Origin of the sequence: Williamsia herbipolensis, from assembly GCF_036153515.1 — a bacterium.
GTDB classification, from domain to species: domain Bacteria; phylum Actinomycetota; class Actinomycetes; order Mycobacteriales; family Mycobacteriaceae; genus Williamsia_A; species Williamsia_A herbipolensis.
This window is the reverse complement of sequence record NZ_CP108021.1, coordinates 3,063,427-3,078,264: the sequence shown is the minus strand read 5'-3', so window position 1 is coordinate 3,078,264 and position 14,838 is coordinate 3,063,427. Positions and strand designations below refer to the sequence as shown.

At 69.6% G+C, this 14,838-nt stretch carries 13 protein-coding genes; 11 read left to right on the top strand and 2 right to left on the bottom strand.

Annotated features, from left to right (window positions below; translation table 11 throughout):
• Positions 1-55: 55 nt before the first annotated feature.
• From OG579_RS14020 to OG579_RS13970, 11 genes are all read left to right on the top strand, one after another.
• On the top strand, positions 56-1,867 hold the full coding sequence (locus OG579_RS14020) for an Hsp70 family protein (protein ID WP_328856425.1): 1,812 nt from the start codon (positions 56-58) through the stop codon (positions 1,865-1,867).
• On the top strand, positions 1,864-2,283 hold the full coding sequence (locus OG579_RS14015) for a hypothetical protein (protein WP_328856424.1): 420 nt from the start codon (positions 1,864-1,866) through the stop codon (positions 2,281-2,283). The genes OG579_RS14020 and OG579_RS14015 overlap by 4 nt, the downstream gene beginning before the upstream one ends.
• A gap of 3 nt (positions 2,284-2,286) precedes the next feature.
• Positions 2,287-2,856, top strand: coding sequence for an RNA polymerase sigma factor (locus OG579_RS14010; protein ID WP_328856423.1), 570 nt, complete (start codon positions 2,287-2,289; stop codon positions 2,854-2,856).
• Between the two features lie 141 nt (positions 2,857-2,997).
• Positions 2,998-3,510, top strand: coding sequence for a DUF6764 family protein (locus OG579_RS14005; protein WP_328856422.1), 513 nt, complete (start codon positions 2,998-3,000; stop codon positions 3,508-3,510).
• A 102-nt stretch (positions 3,511-3,612) separates the two neighbouring features.
• Entirely contained in the window at positions 3,613-5,238 is a 1,626-nt protein-coding gene (locus OG579_RS14000; protein ID WP_328856421.1) for a carboxyl transferase domain-containing protein, read from the top strand.
• 4 nt (positions 5,239-5,242) lie between these two features.
• On the top strand, positions 5,243-7,291 hold the full coding sequence (locus OG579_RS13995; protein ID WP_328856420.1) for an acetyl/propionyl/methylcrotonyl-CoA carboxylase subunit alpha: 2,049 nt from the start codon (positions 5,243-5,245) through the stop codon (positions 7,289-7,291).
• A 2-nt stretch (positions 7,292-7,293) separates the two neighbouring features.
• Complete coding sequence (locus tag OG579_RS13990) at positions 7,294-8,463, top strand: acyl-CoA dehydrogenase family protein (RefSeq protein ID WP_328859246.1); 1,170 nt, start codon at positions 7,294-7,296, stop codon at positions 8,461-8,463.
• A gap of 84 nt (positions 8,464-8,547) precedes the next feature.
• Entirely contained in the window at positions 8,548-9,300 is a 753-nt protein-coding gene (locus OG579_RS13985) for an isocitrate lyase/PEP mutase family protein (protein ID WP_328856419.1), read from the top strand.
• Between the two features lie 183 nt (positions 9,301-9,483).
• A complete protein-coding gene (locus OG579_RS13980; RefSeq protein WP_328856418.1) occupies positions 9,484-10,512 on the top strand; it encodes a poly(ethylene terephthalate) hydrolase family protein in 1,029 nt (342 codons plus the stop codon).
• A gap of 45 nt (positions 10,513-10,557) precedes the next feature.
• Entirely contained in the window at positions 10,558-11,838 is a 1,281-nt protein-coding gene (locus tag OG579_RS13975) for a glycosyltransferase (protein ID WP_328856417.1), read from the top strand.
• Positions 11,839-11,927: 89 nt separating this feature from the next.
• Positions 11,928-12,524, top strand: coding sequence for an Rv1733c family protein (locus OG579_RS13970; RefSeq protein WP_328856416.1), 597 nt, complete (start codon positions 11,928-11,930; stop codon positions 12,522-12,524).
• An 8-nt stretch (positions 12,525-12,532) separates the two neighbouring features.
• Here OG579_RS13970 and OG579_RS13965 read toward each other — a convergent pair whose 3' ends face one another.
• Both OG579_RS13965 and OG579_RS13960 read right to left on the bottom strand, forming a co-directional pair.
• A complete protein-coding gene (locus OG579_RS13965; RefSeq protein WP_328856415.1) occupies positions 12,533-13,612 on the bottom strand; it encodes a DNA polymerase domain-containing protein in 1,080 nt (359 codons plus the stop codon).
• A complete protein-coding gene (locus OG579_RS13960) occupies positions 13,612-14,655 on the bottom strand; it encodes an ATP-dependent DNA ligase (RefSeq protein WP_328856414.1) in 1,044 nt (347 codons plus the stop codon). The genes OG579_RS13965 and OG579_RS13960 overlap by 1 nt, the downstream gene beginning before the upstream one ends.
• Positions 14,656-14,838 lie beyond the last annotated feature (183 nt).

Sequence of the window (14,838 nt, the reverse complement as noted above, 5' to 3'; positions counted from 1 at the left end):
GCCGTGGTCCGACGGCGGGGTGACGTGGAGTCGACCGGTCGGGGATGATCCCTCCATGGCATCGGCGGAGTGGATCCTCAGCGTCGACTTCGGCACGTCGAACACCGCCGCGGCGCACTCCGCCGCGGTGAGCGGCGCGATCGAGTCGCTGGCGCTGTCGCACGCGGGCAACCTGATGTCGTCGGGGGTGTTCGTCGACGCGCCGGACCGCATCGCGGTGGGCGATCACGCCGTCAACGAGGCCCAGCGCAACCCGGCCGCCTTCATCCCCGCCCCGAAACGACTGGTGGGCCAGGAGTCGATTGCGGTCAACGGGCATCTGATCGGGACCTCACTGCCCATCGGCGCGGTGTTGCGCACCGTGTTCTCGCGCGCCGCCGCCGCCCACGCGGGGCGGATGCCGGCGCACCTGGTGCTCACCCACCCCGAGGCATGGTCGCCGGCGCAGGTCCGCGTGCTCCTCGACGCCGCGGGTTGGGCCGGGATGAACCCCGCGGCCATCACGACCATCTCCGAGCCCCGCGCCGCCGCAGCGCATTACGCACGCGGTACCGATCTCAACGTGGGTGCCACGATCGCGGTCTTCGACTTCGGCGGCGGCACCCTCGACGTCGCGGTCCTCGTGCGCGACACCGACGGCGGGTTCTCGGTGATCGCCGCACGGGGCGACAACGGGTTGGGCGGCAAGAACTTCGACGCACTGATACGGCGATGGGTCGACCACCAACTCGAGGCACGCAATCCCGATCTGGCGCACTATCTCCGGCGCACGGCCCCGGCGGGTGTCCGTCACCAGCTCGACGAGTCGATCCGTCGTGCCAAAGAACTGCTGTCCGAGGCGCCGTCGGCCACCATCACCGCCGCCGGAGGCGGATTCCACGAGACCCTGCAGATCACCCGGGACGAGTTCGACGAGCTCATCGCCGCCCCGTTGGACGCGGCCGCGGCACTCACGCGCGCCGTGCTCAACGACGCCGGCATCCGATCGCGTGACCAGCTGACCGCGCTCTACCTCACCGGCGGCACATCACGCATCCCGCTCGTGCAGCGCACCCTGCAGACCCTGGGCCCCGTCGCCACCCTCGACGATCCCAAGACCGTGGTTGCGCAGGGCGCTCTCGCCGCGGTCATCGCCGATCGCCCCCGGCAGACCGTGCTCCCCGACGCCGCAGAGCTCATGTCGCAGTGGAAAGCGGTTCCCACCGGCCCCACCGCTGCGATCAGCCCCGACACGGCCGCGACCCGGCCGACGCCGACATCGGGTCGCACCGTGGCGCCGGCCAGTGCATCCCCGCGCCGCGGCCGGCGCGCGCTGCTGGCCGGCGGTGCGCTGGTGATGGTGGCGGCCGTCGTCGCGGTCGTCGTCGTCCTCACCTCGGGCGGCTCCGACGATTCCGCGCCGAACGCAGCGGCCGATTCGACGGGATCGGTCGCGATGACCGGACTGCGCGAGACCACACCGGAGGGGATCGTGGCGCGGCTGCCCGACAAGCTGGCGAGCGCGCTGACCGGATGCGAGCAGGCGACCGATGGACCGTCGGGGATCCCGCAGATCACGTGCGCGATATCCACCGACAGCGGTCTGGTGACCGGCCTGCTCACCACGGGTGCTCGCATCACCGTCTCCGCCGACCGCACCCAGGCCCGCACCGACGTGGTCCGGATCCGGCGGGGAGACACCGGCGGCACCAGCACCGTGGTGGAGAACACCGCGCGCACCGCGGCGGCCGGCATCCAGCAGGCGCCCGGCAGCACCGCCGAGATCACCTATGCCAGTTCGAGTTCCTACATCCGAGCCTTCATCAGCGGGGTCGTGGGCACGAACGAGGCGAAGACCTTCCTGACCCGATCGGAGTTGATCTCATGACCGAGGAACTCGGACCCGACGCGGACGACGGGCAGTCGGTGTTGACGGCCCTCGGACTGGATCCAGACGCCGATTACGCGGTGCCCGAACACCTCTGGACGACGGCGCTGGCAGTGGCGCTGGACCCCGACACCCCTCCCGTCGACGCGGCGAACGTGCCGATCATGGACGACCACGGCACCGTTCCCGACACCGACGACGCCGTCGTCACCGATCACGCCGCCCATCACGAGGCCTACCCGCACGACACGGCGTCCCACGACGCCGATCACGTGCATCTGGATCCCGGTCACGAGGACGGTGGGCACGGCGACTGGGGCCACGACGACAGGGGCCACGACGACTCCGGCCACGACGGTGGACACGATCCCGGTTCGCACGATCCGGGATCGCACGGCAGCGACTGGCACGTGTAGCGGATGACCGGTTCCGGAGCGGCCGAGCCAGAACTGCTGTTGCGTGCGCGCGGCGGCGACCAGCAGGCATTCGGCGAACTCATGTCGTTGCACCGCAACCGGGTATGGGCGGTGTGCCTCAACGTCACCGGCAACAACCACGACGCCGAGGACGCCTTCCAGGAGACGCTGATCTCGACGTGGCAACACCTCGATCGATTCCGCGGCGAGGCGAAGTTCACCACCTGGCTGCACCGGGTCACCGCGAATTGCGCACTTGCCGTCGTGCGTCGACGCAAGCCGCGCACCGACACCGTCGACTTCACCGACACCGATCAGCCGGTCGTCCTCACCGATGACACCGCGTCGCGTTTCGACGAGCACGTCGCCGAGCGGGACCAGCTCCGGTCGGCTCTCGCCGAGCTGCCCGACGACTTCCGCACCGCGCTCGTGCTGCGGGAGTTCGGCGATCTCAGCTACGCCGACATCGCCGAACACACCGGCGTCGGCGTGCAGACGGTGAAATCGCGACTCAATCGCGCACGCAGTCAGCTCGCCACCACCCTGCGCGGATACGACCTCGCCTCCGAATGACGTCCTTCCCGGCGGCGCGGAATTGACCAGGGGGCTCGACACCGCGGCGTGACCGTCCCGTGACCGAATCGACACGATGGCGCGTCGTACACGTTTCCGGGGGTGGTGACCATCGGTGGGACCGCCATCGAAGGAGGACTCATGTCGACCACATCCATCCGCCGCGTCAGCGCTCTCGGCGCCTTCACCCTGCTCGCCGGCGCGGGCATCGCTCTCGGCGCGGCACCGGCTGCCGCGGCGCCGCTGGCCTGCCCGGCGCTGCCCGGTCAGACCGCGACCACCCCGAACTGCACCGCGACCTCGACGGTCACCGGGACGTCGGCCGCCATCGGCGACACCCAGGGCGCGGCGAGCGCCGACGGTGGTCGGAACGGGCTGTCGTTGGCCATCGGTCTCGGCGGTGGCAAGGCCACCTCGCAGGCCCAGAACTTCGCCGCTCCCGCGGCCATCGCGAGCGGACCCGGCGCCGTCACGAACCTGACCGGCATCAAGCCCGGTCTCGCCATCGGCATCGCCGGCCCGGGGGCGACCGTCACGGTCACCGGCCGCTCGGGAGCGACCTGCACCGGCGGGATCGGGTTCGCGGGCGACTTCCAGACGTTCTCGGGATGCCTGAACCTGGGCAACGGCGAGATCCCGCTCGGCAATCGCTGACCCGATCGAACCCGGTTGCGTACTGGACACCGCCGTCACCGCGCCGTACCCTCCGAACTGAGTTAGTCGTCATTAACCCAGTTGCCCCCGGAGTGTCTGCTGATGGTGTTCGATCGAGCGCGTAACCGGGCCGATCACGAGAGCCTCGTGGCCGACCTGTCCGAGCGCGTGGCCGCAGCCGCGTTCGGCGGGTCGGCCTCGTCGCGTGAACGACACGTCGCACGCGGCAAGCTGCTCCCCCGCGATCGCGTCGACACCCTGCTCGATCCCGGCAGCCCCTTCCTCGAGCTGTCCGCCCTGGCCGGTACCGGGATCTATCTCGACGCCGCCGGCCACGACGAGTGCCCCGGCGCCGGGGTCATCACCGGCATCGGCCGGGTGTCGGGCCGGGAATGCGTCATCGTGGCCAACGACGCCACGGTCAAGGGCGGCACCTACTACCCGATGAGCGTGAAGAAGCACCTCCGCGCGCAGGAGGTGGCCCTGCACAACAACCTCCCGTGCATCTACCTCGTCGACTCCGGCGGCGCCTTCCTCCCGAAGCAGGACGAGGTGTTCCCCGACCGCGAACATTTCGGCCGCATCTTCTTCAACCAGGCGACGATGAGCGCGCGCGGGATCGCGCAGATCGCAGCCGTTCTCGGCTCGTGCACCGCCGGCGGTGCGTATGTGCCCGCCATGAGCGACGAATGCGTGATCGTCCGCGATCAGGGCACGATCTTCCTCGGCGGCCCGCCGCTGGTGAAGGCCGCGACCGGCGAGGTCGTCACGGCCGAGGAACTCGGTGGTGGGGTGCTGCACTCGACGGTGTCGGGGGTGACCGATCATCTCGCCGACGACGACGCCGACGCGCTGCACCGGGTCCGACGCATCGTCTCCACACTGGGCCCACGGAGCGAGTCCCCCTGGCCGGTGCGCGAACCCCGCCCCGCCGCAACCGATCAGCACGACCTGTACGACGTCGTCCCCACGGATCTGCGCACCCCCTACGACGTGCGCGAGGTGATCTCGCGGCTAGTCGACGTCGGCGCCGAAGCGGACGGGACCGATTCCACGACAGGCGAGTTCGACGAGTTCAAGGCCGGTTACGGCACCACCCTCGTCACCGGCTTCGCCCACATCGAGGGCCATCCCGTGGGCATCGTCGCCAACAACGGGGTGTTGTTCGGCGAATCGGCCATGAAGGGCGCGCATTTCATCGAGCTGTGCGACAAGCGGAGCATCCCCCTGCTGTTCCTGCAGAACATCTCCGGGTTCATGGTGGGACGCGACTACGAGGCCGGCGGTATCGCCAAGCACGGCGCGAAGATGGTCACCGCCGTCGCCTGCGCCCGCGTCCCGAAGCTCACCGTCGTCATCGGCGGGTCCTACGGTGCGGGCAACTACTCGATGTGCGGGCGGGCGTATTCCCCACGCTTTCTCTGGATGTGGCCGAACGCGCGCATCTCGGTGATGGGTGGCGAGCAGGCGGCATCGGTGCTGTCGACGGTGCGCGGTGACCAACTCGATGCCGCCGGAAAGCCGTGGTCCGACGAGGAGGTCGAGGCCTTCAAAGCGCCGATCCGCGAGCAGTACGAGCACCAGGGCAACCCGTATTACTCCACCGCCCGGTTGTGGGACGACGGGATCATCGACCCCGCCGACACCCGCAGCATCCTCGGACTGGCCCTGGCGGCGTGCGCGAACGCACCCCTGGAACCGGTCTCCTACGGCGTCTTCCGGATGTGACCTCATGACAGACAACGTGATCCCGATCTCCTCGGTGCTCGTCGCCAACCGCGGCGAGATCGCCGTGCGCGTGATGCGGACCCTGCGCGCGATGGGTATCCGCTCCATCGCCGTGTTCAGCGACGCCGACGCCGACGCCCTGCACGTCACGGTCGCCGACGACGCCGTCGGCATCGGTCCCGCCCCCGCCCGCGAGAGTTACCTCGACATCGACAAGGTGATCGCCGCGGCCGTCGCCACCGGCGCCGACGCCATCCACCCGGGGTACGGATTCCTGTCGGAGAACAGCGCGTTCGCGACCGCCTGCGAGGCGGCCGGCATCGTCTTCATCGGCCCGACGCCCGAGGCCATGACGGTGATGAGCGACAAGATCACCGCCAAGAACACCGTCTCGGCCCACGACGTCCCCGTCGTCCCCGGCATCGCCCGCCCCGGACTCACCGACGACGACCTCGTGGAGGCCGCACGCGACATCGGCTATCCGGTGCTCGTCAAACCGTCGGCCGGTGGCGGCGGCAAGGGGATGCGCGTCGTCACCGAACCGTCGGCCCTTCCCGCCGCGCTCGCCGGTGCCCGCCGCGAGGCCGCCTCGTCCTTCGGCGACGACACCCTGTTCCTCGAGCGATTCGTGTTGTCGCCGAGGCACATCGAGGTGCAGGTACTCGCCGACGCCCACGGTGGTGTCATCCACCTCGGCGAGCGGGAATGCAGCCTGCAGCGTCGTCACCAGAAGGTGATCGAGGAGGCTCCCTCGCCCCTGCTCGACGAGGCGACCCGAGCACGCATCGGGGCCGCCGCCTGCGACACCGCGCGCAGCGTCGGTTACCGGGGCGCCGGGACGGTCGAGTTCATCGTCTCCGCCGACCGACCCGACGAGTTCTTTTTCATGGAGATGAACACACGGCTGCAGGTCGAGCATCCGGTGACCGAACTGGTGACCGGGATCGATCTGGTGGAGTGGCAGATCCGCGTCGCCCGGGGCGAGAAGCTCGCCATCGCGCAGGACGACGTGACGATGACCGGACACGCGATCGAGGCCCGCGTCTACGCCGAGGACCCCGCGCGCGGCTTCATCCCGACCGGCGGCACGGTGATCGACCTGGTCGAGCCCCGGGGCACCGGCATCCGCGTCGATTCCGGCCTCGTCACCGGCACCGTGGTCAGCAGTCACTACGACCCGATGCTGTCGAAGGTGATCGCCCACGGGCCCGACCGCGCCTCCGCCCTCGCGCGGCTCGACACCGCGTTGGCCGCGACCGGGGTGCTCGGTGTGGGCACCAACATCGACTTCCTGCGCACCGTTCTCGCCGAGGACGACGTGCTCGCCGGCCGCCTCGACACCGGCTTCCTCGACCGACTCGTCGAGACCATCGTCGCTCCCGTCATCCCCGACGACGCGGTCATCGCCGCCGCCGTCGCCGGATGGGCGGCACGCTGGCGCGACGCCGACTCCGGTCCGTGGTCACGACCCACGGGCTGGCGGGCCTCACGACCCGCCGCGGCGACCGTCGTCCGCCTACAGGCCGGGCCCGACATCCGGGTGGTGTCGGTGACCGGGACACCCGACGACGCGCGGGTCTCGCTCGACGACGCCGCCGCGCTGCACGTATCGGTCGCCGTGACCGACGAGGGTGTCGTGATCACCACCGACGGCACGCGGCGACGCTATCGAGTTGCTCAGCGCGGCAACGACATCTGGGTGTACCGCACCGGGGGCACGTGGTCGGTGTCGCAGATCCCGGCGGGCGCCACACGCGCCGGCACCGACGCGGCGACCGACGCCGACCTCCGGAGCCCCATGCCGGGGTCGGTCATCGCGGTCGGCGTCGCCGACGGTGACGAGGTGACCGCGGGGACGGTGGTCGTCATCGTCGAGGCCATGAAGATGGAACACGCACTGAGCGCACCGCTCGACGGTCGGGTCGAACTGTCGGCCGCGGTCGGCGATCAGGTGGGAGTGGGCGAACTCCTCGCCCGCGTGATCCCGACCGACACCGAGACACCCACCGACACCGAGACATCCACGGGAACGACACCAGGGGAAACAGCATGACCATGACCAGCTCGGAATCGATCTCGACGGCGAACCTGCCGGAGGACTATCGCGACCTCAAGGCGACGGTGGCCGACTTCGCCCGGTCGGTGGTGGCCCCGGTGTCGGCGAAACACGATGCGGAGCGATCGTTTCCGTACGAGGTCGTCGCGGGGATGGCGGAGATGGGCCTGTTCGGCCTGCCGTTCCCCGAGGAGTACGGCGGCATGGGCGGCGACTACTTCGCGTTGTGCCTCGCACTCGAGGAGCTCGGGAAGGTCGACCAGAGCGTCGCCATCACCCTGGAGGCCGGCGTCTCGTTGGGCGCCATGCCGATCTACAGCTTCGGGACCGAGGAACAGAAGCAGGAGTGGTTGCCGCGCTTGACGAGTGGGCAGGCACTCGGCGCGTTCGGCCTCACCGAGGCGGGCGGCGGCAGTGACGCAGGCGCGACGAAGACCACCGCCGTCCTCGACGGCGACGAGTGGGTCATCAACGGCTCCAAGCAGTTCATCACCAACTCCGGCACCGACATCACCGAGCTCGTCACCGTGGCCGCGGTCACCGGGGTCGACGCCGCCGGCCACAAGCAGATCTCGTCGATCATCGTTCCCACGTCGTCGGCCGGCTTCACCGCGGGCCCGTCGTACGACAAGGTCGGGTGGAACGCCTCGGACACCCACCCGCTCACCTTCGACGACGTGCGGGTGCCGCGCACCAACCTGCTCGGCGAGCAGGGCCGCGGCTATGCCAACTTCCTCCGCATCCTCGACGAGGGTCGTATCGCCATCGCGGCGCTGGCCGTCGGGGTCGCGCAGGGGTGTGTCGACGAGTGTGTGCGGTACGCGAAGGAACGGTCGGCGTTCGGGCGACCCATCGGCGACAACCAGTCGATCGCGTTCACCATCGCCCGCATGGAGGCACGCGCCTACGCGGCGCGCACCGCCTACTACGACGCCGCCGCGTTGATGCTGGCCGGCAAGCCGTTCAAGACCCAGGCGTCGATCGCGAAGATGGTCGCCTCGGAGGCCGCGATGGACAACTCGCGCGACGGCACCCAGGTGCACGGCGGCTACGGCTACATGAACGAGTACACCGTCGCCCGTCACTACCGCGACAGCAAGATCCTCGAGATCGGTGAGGGCACCACCGAGGTACAGCTGATGCTCATCGCCCGCAGTCTCGGTCTGTAGGGAGCACGCCGGAGCGGGAGAACGGTCGTTCTCACATCGTGGGACGACCGGAAATAGGCACGGAGCGACGACGTTGACGTTGGCATGACGAATCTGAGCAGCAAGGCCACGACACTTCTCGAACTGCACAAGCCCGGTGACCCGGTGATCCTGCCGACCGTGTGGGACGCCTGGACCGCGAACCTCGCCGTCTCGGCCGGCTTCACCGCGCTGACCGTGGGCAGCCACCCGATCTCCGACTCGATCGGCAAGTCCGACAACGAGGGACTCACCTTCGACGAGGTGCTGACCCGCATCAAGCAGATCACCGCCGCGGTCGACGTGCCGATCTCGGTCGACATCGAATCGGGCTACGGCGAGGATCCGAAGCGTCTGATCGAGGGACTCATCGACGCCGGGGCCGTGGGCCTCAACATCGAGGACACCGTGCACAGCGAGGGCGGTCGACTGCGCGACGCGCAGGAGCACGCTGATTTCGTCGGCGCTCTGCGAGCGGCGTCGGATGCGACCGACGTCCATGTCGTCATCAACGCCCGCACCGATCTGTTCGTGAAGGAGATCGGCGACGAGTCCGACCGCGTGGACCGCGCGATCTCCCGCCTGAAGCTGGCCGCCGAGGCCGGCGCCGACGTGCTGTATCCGGTCGGCTTCCACAGCGACGACGTCCAGAAGCGTCTGACCTCCGAGCTGCCGCTGCCGGTCAACGCCATCGGCCACCCGGTGAACAGCGACAAGGCGACGCTCGCCGGACTCGGCGTGGGTCGCGTCAGCTTCGGTCCGATCTGGCAGGCGGTTCTCGCCGAGCGCTCGAACGAGATCCTCGCTCGCTGGAAGTGATCGTCCGTCGATGACGTGGAAACGGCAGGCGTGGTAACACGCGCCTGCCGTTTCCGCGCGTCGGAGACCGTGTGGCTTTTCTGACAGCCGTTCCGCCACCTCTCGAATACCCCGACCGGACGAGCGACCGTAGTCTTTCGCGAAAGTCGCTGTTCAGTTCATCAAAGAATCTCGGGGATTCGCGTGATCAGAATCGTTGCGTCGGTACTGGCTGTGTTCGCTGCTGCCGCCATGGTGGCCACCGCCGTACCGGGGGTCAGTTCGGCGCAGCCCGCGGTCGCGCAATCCTCGGTCGGCGCCACCCCTGATCTGTCCGAACCCGGGCCCTTCCGGGTAACCACGACCGCGCAGGTTGCTCCCTGCCGAGGTCCCGGTGCCGCCGAGCAGATCCGCAGCGTCCGCGACCAGGGAGCCCGGGCGCCTCTGCTGTGTACCTCCGCCGCACCGATCGGCTCCGGCCCCGACAACGGTGTCGACGTCTACGCACCCGACGGTGCGCCCGGTCGCCGCCCGCTCGTCGTGTTCGTCGGCGGCAGCGGCGCCAACCCCGGTTACTTCGTCCGTATGGTGACCCACTGGGCGAGTCACGGGTTCGTCGTCGCGGTGGCCTACAACGCCCGGGAGATCGCCCCCGAGAGCGTGTTCACCGGCATCCGGCGTGCGCTCGCCGCCGCCAACGACCCTCGCTCGCCGCTGTACGGCCGGATCGACCCGTCACGGGTCATCCTCGCCGGCCATTCCGCCGGTGCCACCAAGGCGCTCGAGTCCGCGAGCCTCATCGCGTCTCCCCCTCCGCAGGTCGTCACCGATCGCCTCCCTCTCACCGTCCCGCCCGGCGTCCGGGTGGTCGGGGTCCTCGCGATGGCGCCCGACATCTACACCCTGCCCGGACCATCGCGCACACCGACGCTGATCACCACCGGCACCGACGACCGCACCGCGTCGCCGAACCTGCTGCGCCCCGTCATCGTCGATCGCCTGACCGCGCCGACGTGGTTCACCGTGGCGCGCGGCGCTCCCCACCTCGCCGCGGTCGATCCGGTGGCCGACTACCCGCTGACCCGTATCGGGTTGGCGTTCCTGGAGTTCGTCGCGGGCAGCGGCACCTACTGCCGTGCCTTCGTCGGCGCCGACCCTCCGGTTCTCACCGATCCTGTTCTCGCCGTGTCCGTTCGCAACGCCGCGGCGCGCTCACTGGCCTGCACACGCTGACCATCCCCGCCGACCGGAGGACACACCTTGCCCCGCATCCTGGTCATGACCTCGCCCGCACGCGGCGTGATGTACCCGATCGTCGAGACGCTTCTGGAGCTCCGCGACCGCGGGCACGACATCCACATGATCACCATCGCCGACGAGGTGCCGATGCTGCGCGGCCTGGGACTGTCGGCCTCGCCGCTGCCGCCCGAGATCGACGAGGCGCTACCGGGCGACTGGCGGGGCGACGACACGCGGACACCGAACTCGCTGACCGACCGACTGCTGTCGCGGATCGACGCCGAGTTCACCCACCTCACCGCCGCTGTGGCCGACCATCACCCCGACATGATCCTCACCGACGTGGTGGCCACCGGCGCCCAGTGCGCGGCCGAGGCGTCGGGCCTTCCGTGGGCCATCTGGAGCGCGACCTTCCTACCGCTGTTCACCACCGACGGGCCGCCGATCGGGTTGGGGCTCACGCCTCGCGACGGACGACTACCGCACCTGCGGGACGCGGTCATCGCCCGTGCGGCGCAGAGCATCTGGGATCTCACCTTCCGACGGAAGTTCAACCGCGCACGACGCGGGTTCGGCCTCCCCGAGCTCCGACACTGCGACGGGGTCATCCGTCGGGCGCCTCTGGTCCTGAGCCTGTGCGGCGCGCCCCTCGAGCGCCCTCGCGTCGACTGGCCTCCCACCGTGACGATGGTCGGACCATCGCTGTGGGCCCCGCCCGGCAACCGAGACCCCCGCATCGACGCGATCGACGGCCCCATCGCCCTGGTGACGTGCTCCACCGAGCTGCAGGCCGACCAGACGCTGGCCACCACCGCGCTCGAGGCCCTCGCCGGGACCGGGATGCACGCGGTCGTCACCACCGGCGCGCTCGACCCCGATCAGTTCGTCGCCGGACCCGACGCCACCGTGGTGCGTTTCCTGCCCCACGAACAGGTACTCGACCGGGCATCGGTGGTGATCAGTCACGGCGGGATGGGCATCACGCAGAAGGCACTGGCTCGCGGCATCCCGATGGTGATCGCGCCGTTCGGACGCGATCAGCGCGATGTCGCCGCACGGGTGGACGCGGCCGGTTCGGGGATCCGCATCGACCCACGCAGCATGACGGCTCGATCTCTCCGCGATGCGGTGTCGACCGCCCTCGGGTGCGGTGACCGGGCTCGACGGATCGCCGCCATCGCACCGGCACAGGGATCGGCCGATCGCGCCGCGACATGCATCGAGAAGACGCTGCACAGCGGCACCGGATCGGTCGGGACGGTTTTCACCCGGGCTGAACCGACCACATCCGCGGGGACCACCGCGTCGAATATGCTGTGAACGGCAACTGCGGTTGTGGCCGCCCGGATCATCCGGCGACCACAGGCGCGAATCCCCACGAGCGCACGACCCCGACCCAGGAGCGACCGATGTCCGGTGAGCGGCGATCCGACGCCCGGCGTGCGATGCGCCGCGCGAACGCCCGGCACCACCGTGGCGCGAACCCGCTCGAGCGCGAGATCGACATCACCGAACGCCGGATGCACCGGCTGCTGGTCCTCGTCGGCATGATCCTGCTGCCGCTGGCGATCGTGCCCGGCATCCTCATCTGGAGTTCGCACCAGGACGACCCGCCGCAGAAGCGCATCGACACCGTGAGTGCGACGACCGACCTCAGTTCAGCGGCGGTCACCCCGATCACCTCGACCATCGGATCCGACGAGTCGAACAAGGTGCCCGCGCACTGGACCTACAAGGGCGCCGCGAAATCCGGTGTCATCACCGTCCCGCCCGGCACCGCCGCCGGCAGCTCATTGCTGCTCACCGTCGATCAGGACGGTCGCCCCACGCCCCCGATGCCGTTGCGCGCCGACGCCGGCGTGACGGCGGTCGCCGTGGTGATCGTGCTCATCGGCCTGGTGATCGCGACGCTGCTGGCGTTGCAGAACTGGATCCGCACGCATTGCGACCGGAAGCGGGAAATCATGTGGGACAACGCCATCGCGAGGTTCTTCGCCCCGGAGTGATCGCGGCGTCACTCCAGCCTGTTGCCGTCGGAGTCCCAGTGCGACTCCACCTTCTTGCTCGGCTGCACCCGCGGGGGCTCGCCCTTCTGCTTGGGGTAGTCCGGCGGGAAATTGAGTTCGCCGCCGGGCAACGTCTCCCACAGTTCGAGCAGGGGCTCGATCGAGTACGCCTGGGAGTCGATCTCCGACCACGGATCGCCGTCGGCCAGGTAGTCGGGGACGGTCGTGAGATTGAAGTCCCTCGGGTCGGTGACCTCGGCGAGCCGCTCCCAGGTGACCGGTGTGCTCACCGGCGCCCCGGGCTGCGCCCGCAGGCTCCATGCACTGGCGATGGTCCGATCGCGCAGGTTCTGGTTGTAGTCGAGGAACAGGCGGGTGCCGCGTTCCTCCTTCCACCATGCGGTCGTCACACCGTCGTCGCGGCGCTCGAGTTCGCGGCCCAGTCCGATCGCCGCGTGGCGTACCTCGTCGAAGGTCCACCGCGGCTCGATGCGTACGTAGATGTGGACGCCCCGGTTACCGCTGGTCTTGGGGAAGCCCCGCAGACCGTGTTCGGCCAGCAGCTCCCTCAGCACATCGGCGACCCGCTGGGCGTCGGAGAACGACGTGCCCGGCTGCGGATCGAGATCGATGCGGAGTTCGTCGGGATGGTCCACGTCGGGGCGGCGCACCGGCCAGGGGTGAAAGGTCAGGGCGCCCATCTGGGCCGCCCACACCAACGACGCGGGCTCGGTGGGGCAGAGCTCGTCGGCCTTGCGTCCGCTCGGGAACGCGATCGACACGGTGTCGACGAAATCGGGTGCACCCTTGGGAAGTCGCTTCTGATAGAAACCGTCGCCCTCGCGATCCTGCGGGCCCGTGGCCAGGCGCATGCCTTCACGCCACCCGTCGGGCCACCGTTCCATGGCGGTCGGTCGTTCGCCGATGGCCGCCATGAGGGCGTCGCCGACGGTGGCGAAGTACTCGCACACCTCGAGTTTGCTGATGTCGGGAGTGCGATCGGTCGCCTCGTAGACGACGCGGTCGGGGCTCGAGACGCGCACCTCGCGGTCGCCGACGGCCACCATCGCCGCAGGAGTCTTCGCCATCAGTCGGACCCTTCCAGCACATCGTGCAGGTCATAGGTGAGCGGGACCTCGAGCTGGTCGTACCCGCAGCTCTCGGGGTCGCGGTCGGGTCGCCACCGCTGGAATTTCACGGTGTGACGAAACCGCTCCTTCTCCATCTGGTCGTAGCCGACCTCGACCACCAGCTCGGGGCGGATCGGGATCCACTCGCCCGTGCCGGCGGAGTTCCAGCGGTTCGGCTCGCCCCGCGCGGTGTGGTCCGGGTCGAGCCGCATGGGCTCGAACTGCTCCTGCAGCTCGATGCGTTTGGCGTCGGTGAACGCACTCGATCCGCCGACGCTGCGCAGCTGCCCGTCCTGGTAGAGACCGAGCAACATCGATCCGACGCCGGTGCCGCTCTTGTGAACCCGGTAGCCGATGACCACGCAGTCGGCCGTGCGTTTGTGCTTGACCTTCAGCATCTCGCGCTTACCGCCGACGTAGGCACCCTCGATGCGTTTGCTGACGACCCCGTCGAGTCCGGCGCCCTCGAAGGCGCTGAACCAGTCGATCGCGGTCTGCGAATCGGTGGTCACGCGGCTGACCCGGAGGAGCCCCGCACCCGGTATCGCCTCGGTGAGCGCATCGCGCCGCACCCGGAAGGGTTCGCCGGTGAGGTCGCGGTCGCCGAGGGCGAGGGCGTCGAATCCGATGAACATCGCCGGGGTGGTGTCGGCGAGCATCTGCACCCGCGAATCGGCGGGGTGGATGCGTTGACTCAGCGAGTCCCAGTCGAGCCGGCGGACGCCGCCGATCTCGGCCTGCACACCGATCTCACCGTCGACGACGACCCGATTCGGGAGTTCGGCGCGGGCCGCCTCGACGAGTTCGGGGAAGTAGCGGGCGAGGTCCTTCCCGCTGCGGGAGCCCATCACCACCTCGTCGCCGTCGCGAAAGATCAGAGCCCGGAACCCGTCCCACTTGGGCTCGTGCGACCAGGCGATGCCGTCGTCGGGCTGAGCGGGCACCGCGGTGACCGCCTTGGCCAGCATCGGCGCGACGGGTGGCATGACGGGAAGGTCCACGACCCCATGGTCTCACCCTCCCCACCCCCGACGCTGCAGAAGGCGCCAGTAGGTGGTGAGTGCGCTGACAGCGCGCCGCGAGCCGAGGATGCCGACTACGCGACGCGCGCCAGAGATGCTGACCGCGTGGAAACGGCCGTCGAGTGTGCCGCTCGTGCTGACTGTGTGGAAACGGTCGTCGAG

What these genes read in the sequence shown, in the direction of transcription:
- OG579_RS14015 (WP_328856424.1), top strand. Translation starts at nt 1,864, where the DNA reads ATGACCGAGGAACTCGGACCCGACGCGGACGACGGGCAGTCGGTGTTG.
- OG579_RS13975 (WP_328856417.1), top strand. Translation starts at nt 10,558, where the DNA reads ATGACCTCGCCCGCACGCGGCGTGATGTACCCGATCGTCGAGACGCTT.
- OG579_RS13995 (WP_328856420.1), top strand. Translation starts at nt 5,243, where the DNA reads ATGACAGACAACGTGATCCCGATCTCCTCGGTGCTCGTCGCCAACCGC.
- OG579_RS13970 (WP_328856416.1), top strand. Translation starts at nt 11,928, where the DNA reads ATGTCCGGTGAGCGGCGATCCGACGCCCGGCGTGCGATGCGCCGCGCG.
- OG579_RS13965 (WP_328856415.1), bottom strand. Translation starts at nt 13,612, where the DNA reads ATGGCGAAGACTCCTGCGGCGATGGTGGCCGTCGGCGACCGCGAGGTG.
- OG579_RS13990 (WP_328859246.1), top strand. Translation starts at nt 7,294, where the DNA reads ATGACCAGCTCGGAATCGATCTCGACGGCGAACCTGCCGGAGGACTAT.
- OG579_RS14020 (WP_328856425.1), top strand. Translation starts at nt 56, where the DNA reads ATGGCATCGGCGGAGTGGATCCTCAGCGTCGACTTCGGCACGTCGAAC.
- OG579_RS13985 (WP_328856419.1), top strand. Translation starts at nt 8,548, where the DNA reads ATGACGAATCTGAGCAGCAAGGCCACGACACTTCTCGAACTGCACAAG.
- OG579_RS14010 (WP_328856423.1), top strand. Translation starts at nt 2,287, where the DNA reads ATGACCGGTTCCGGAGCGGCCGAGCCAGAACTGCTGTTGCGTGCGCGC.
- OG579_RS14005 (WP_328856422.1), top strand. Translation starts at nt 2,998, where the DNA reads ATGTCGACCACATCCATCCGCCGCGTCAGCGCTCTCGGCGCCTTCACC.
- OG579_RS14000 (WP_328856421.1), top strand. Translation starts at nt 3,613, where the DNA reads ATGGTGTTCGATCGAGCGCGTAACCGGGCCGATCACGAGAGCCTCGTG.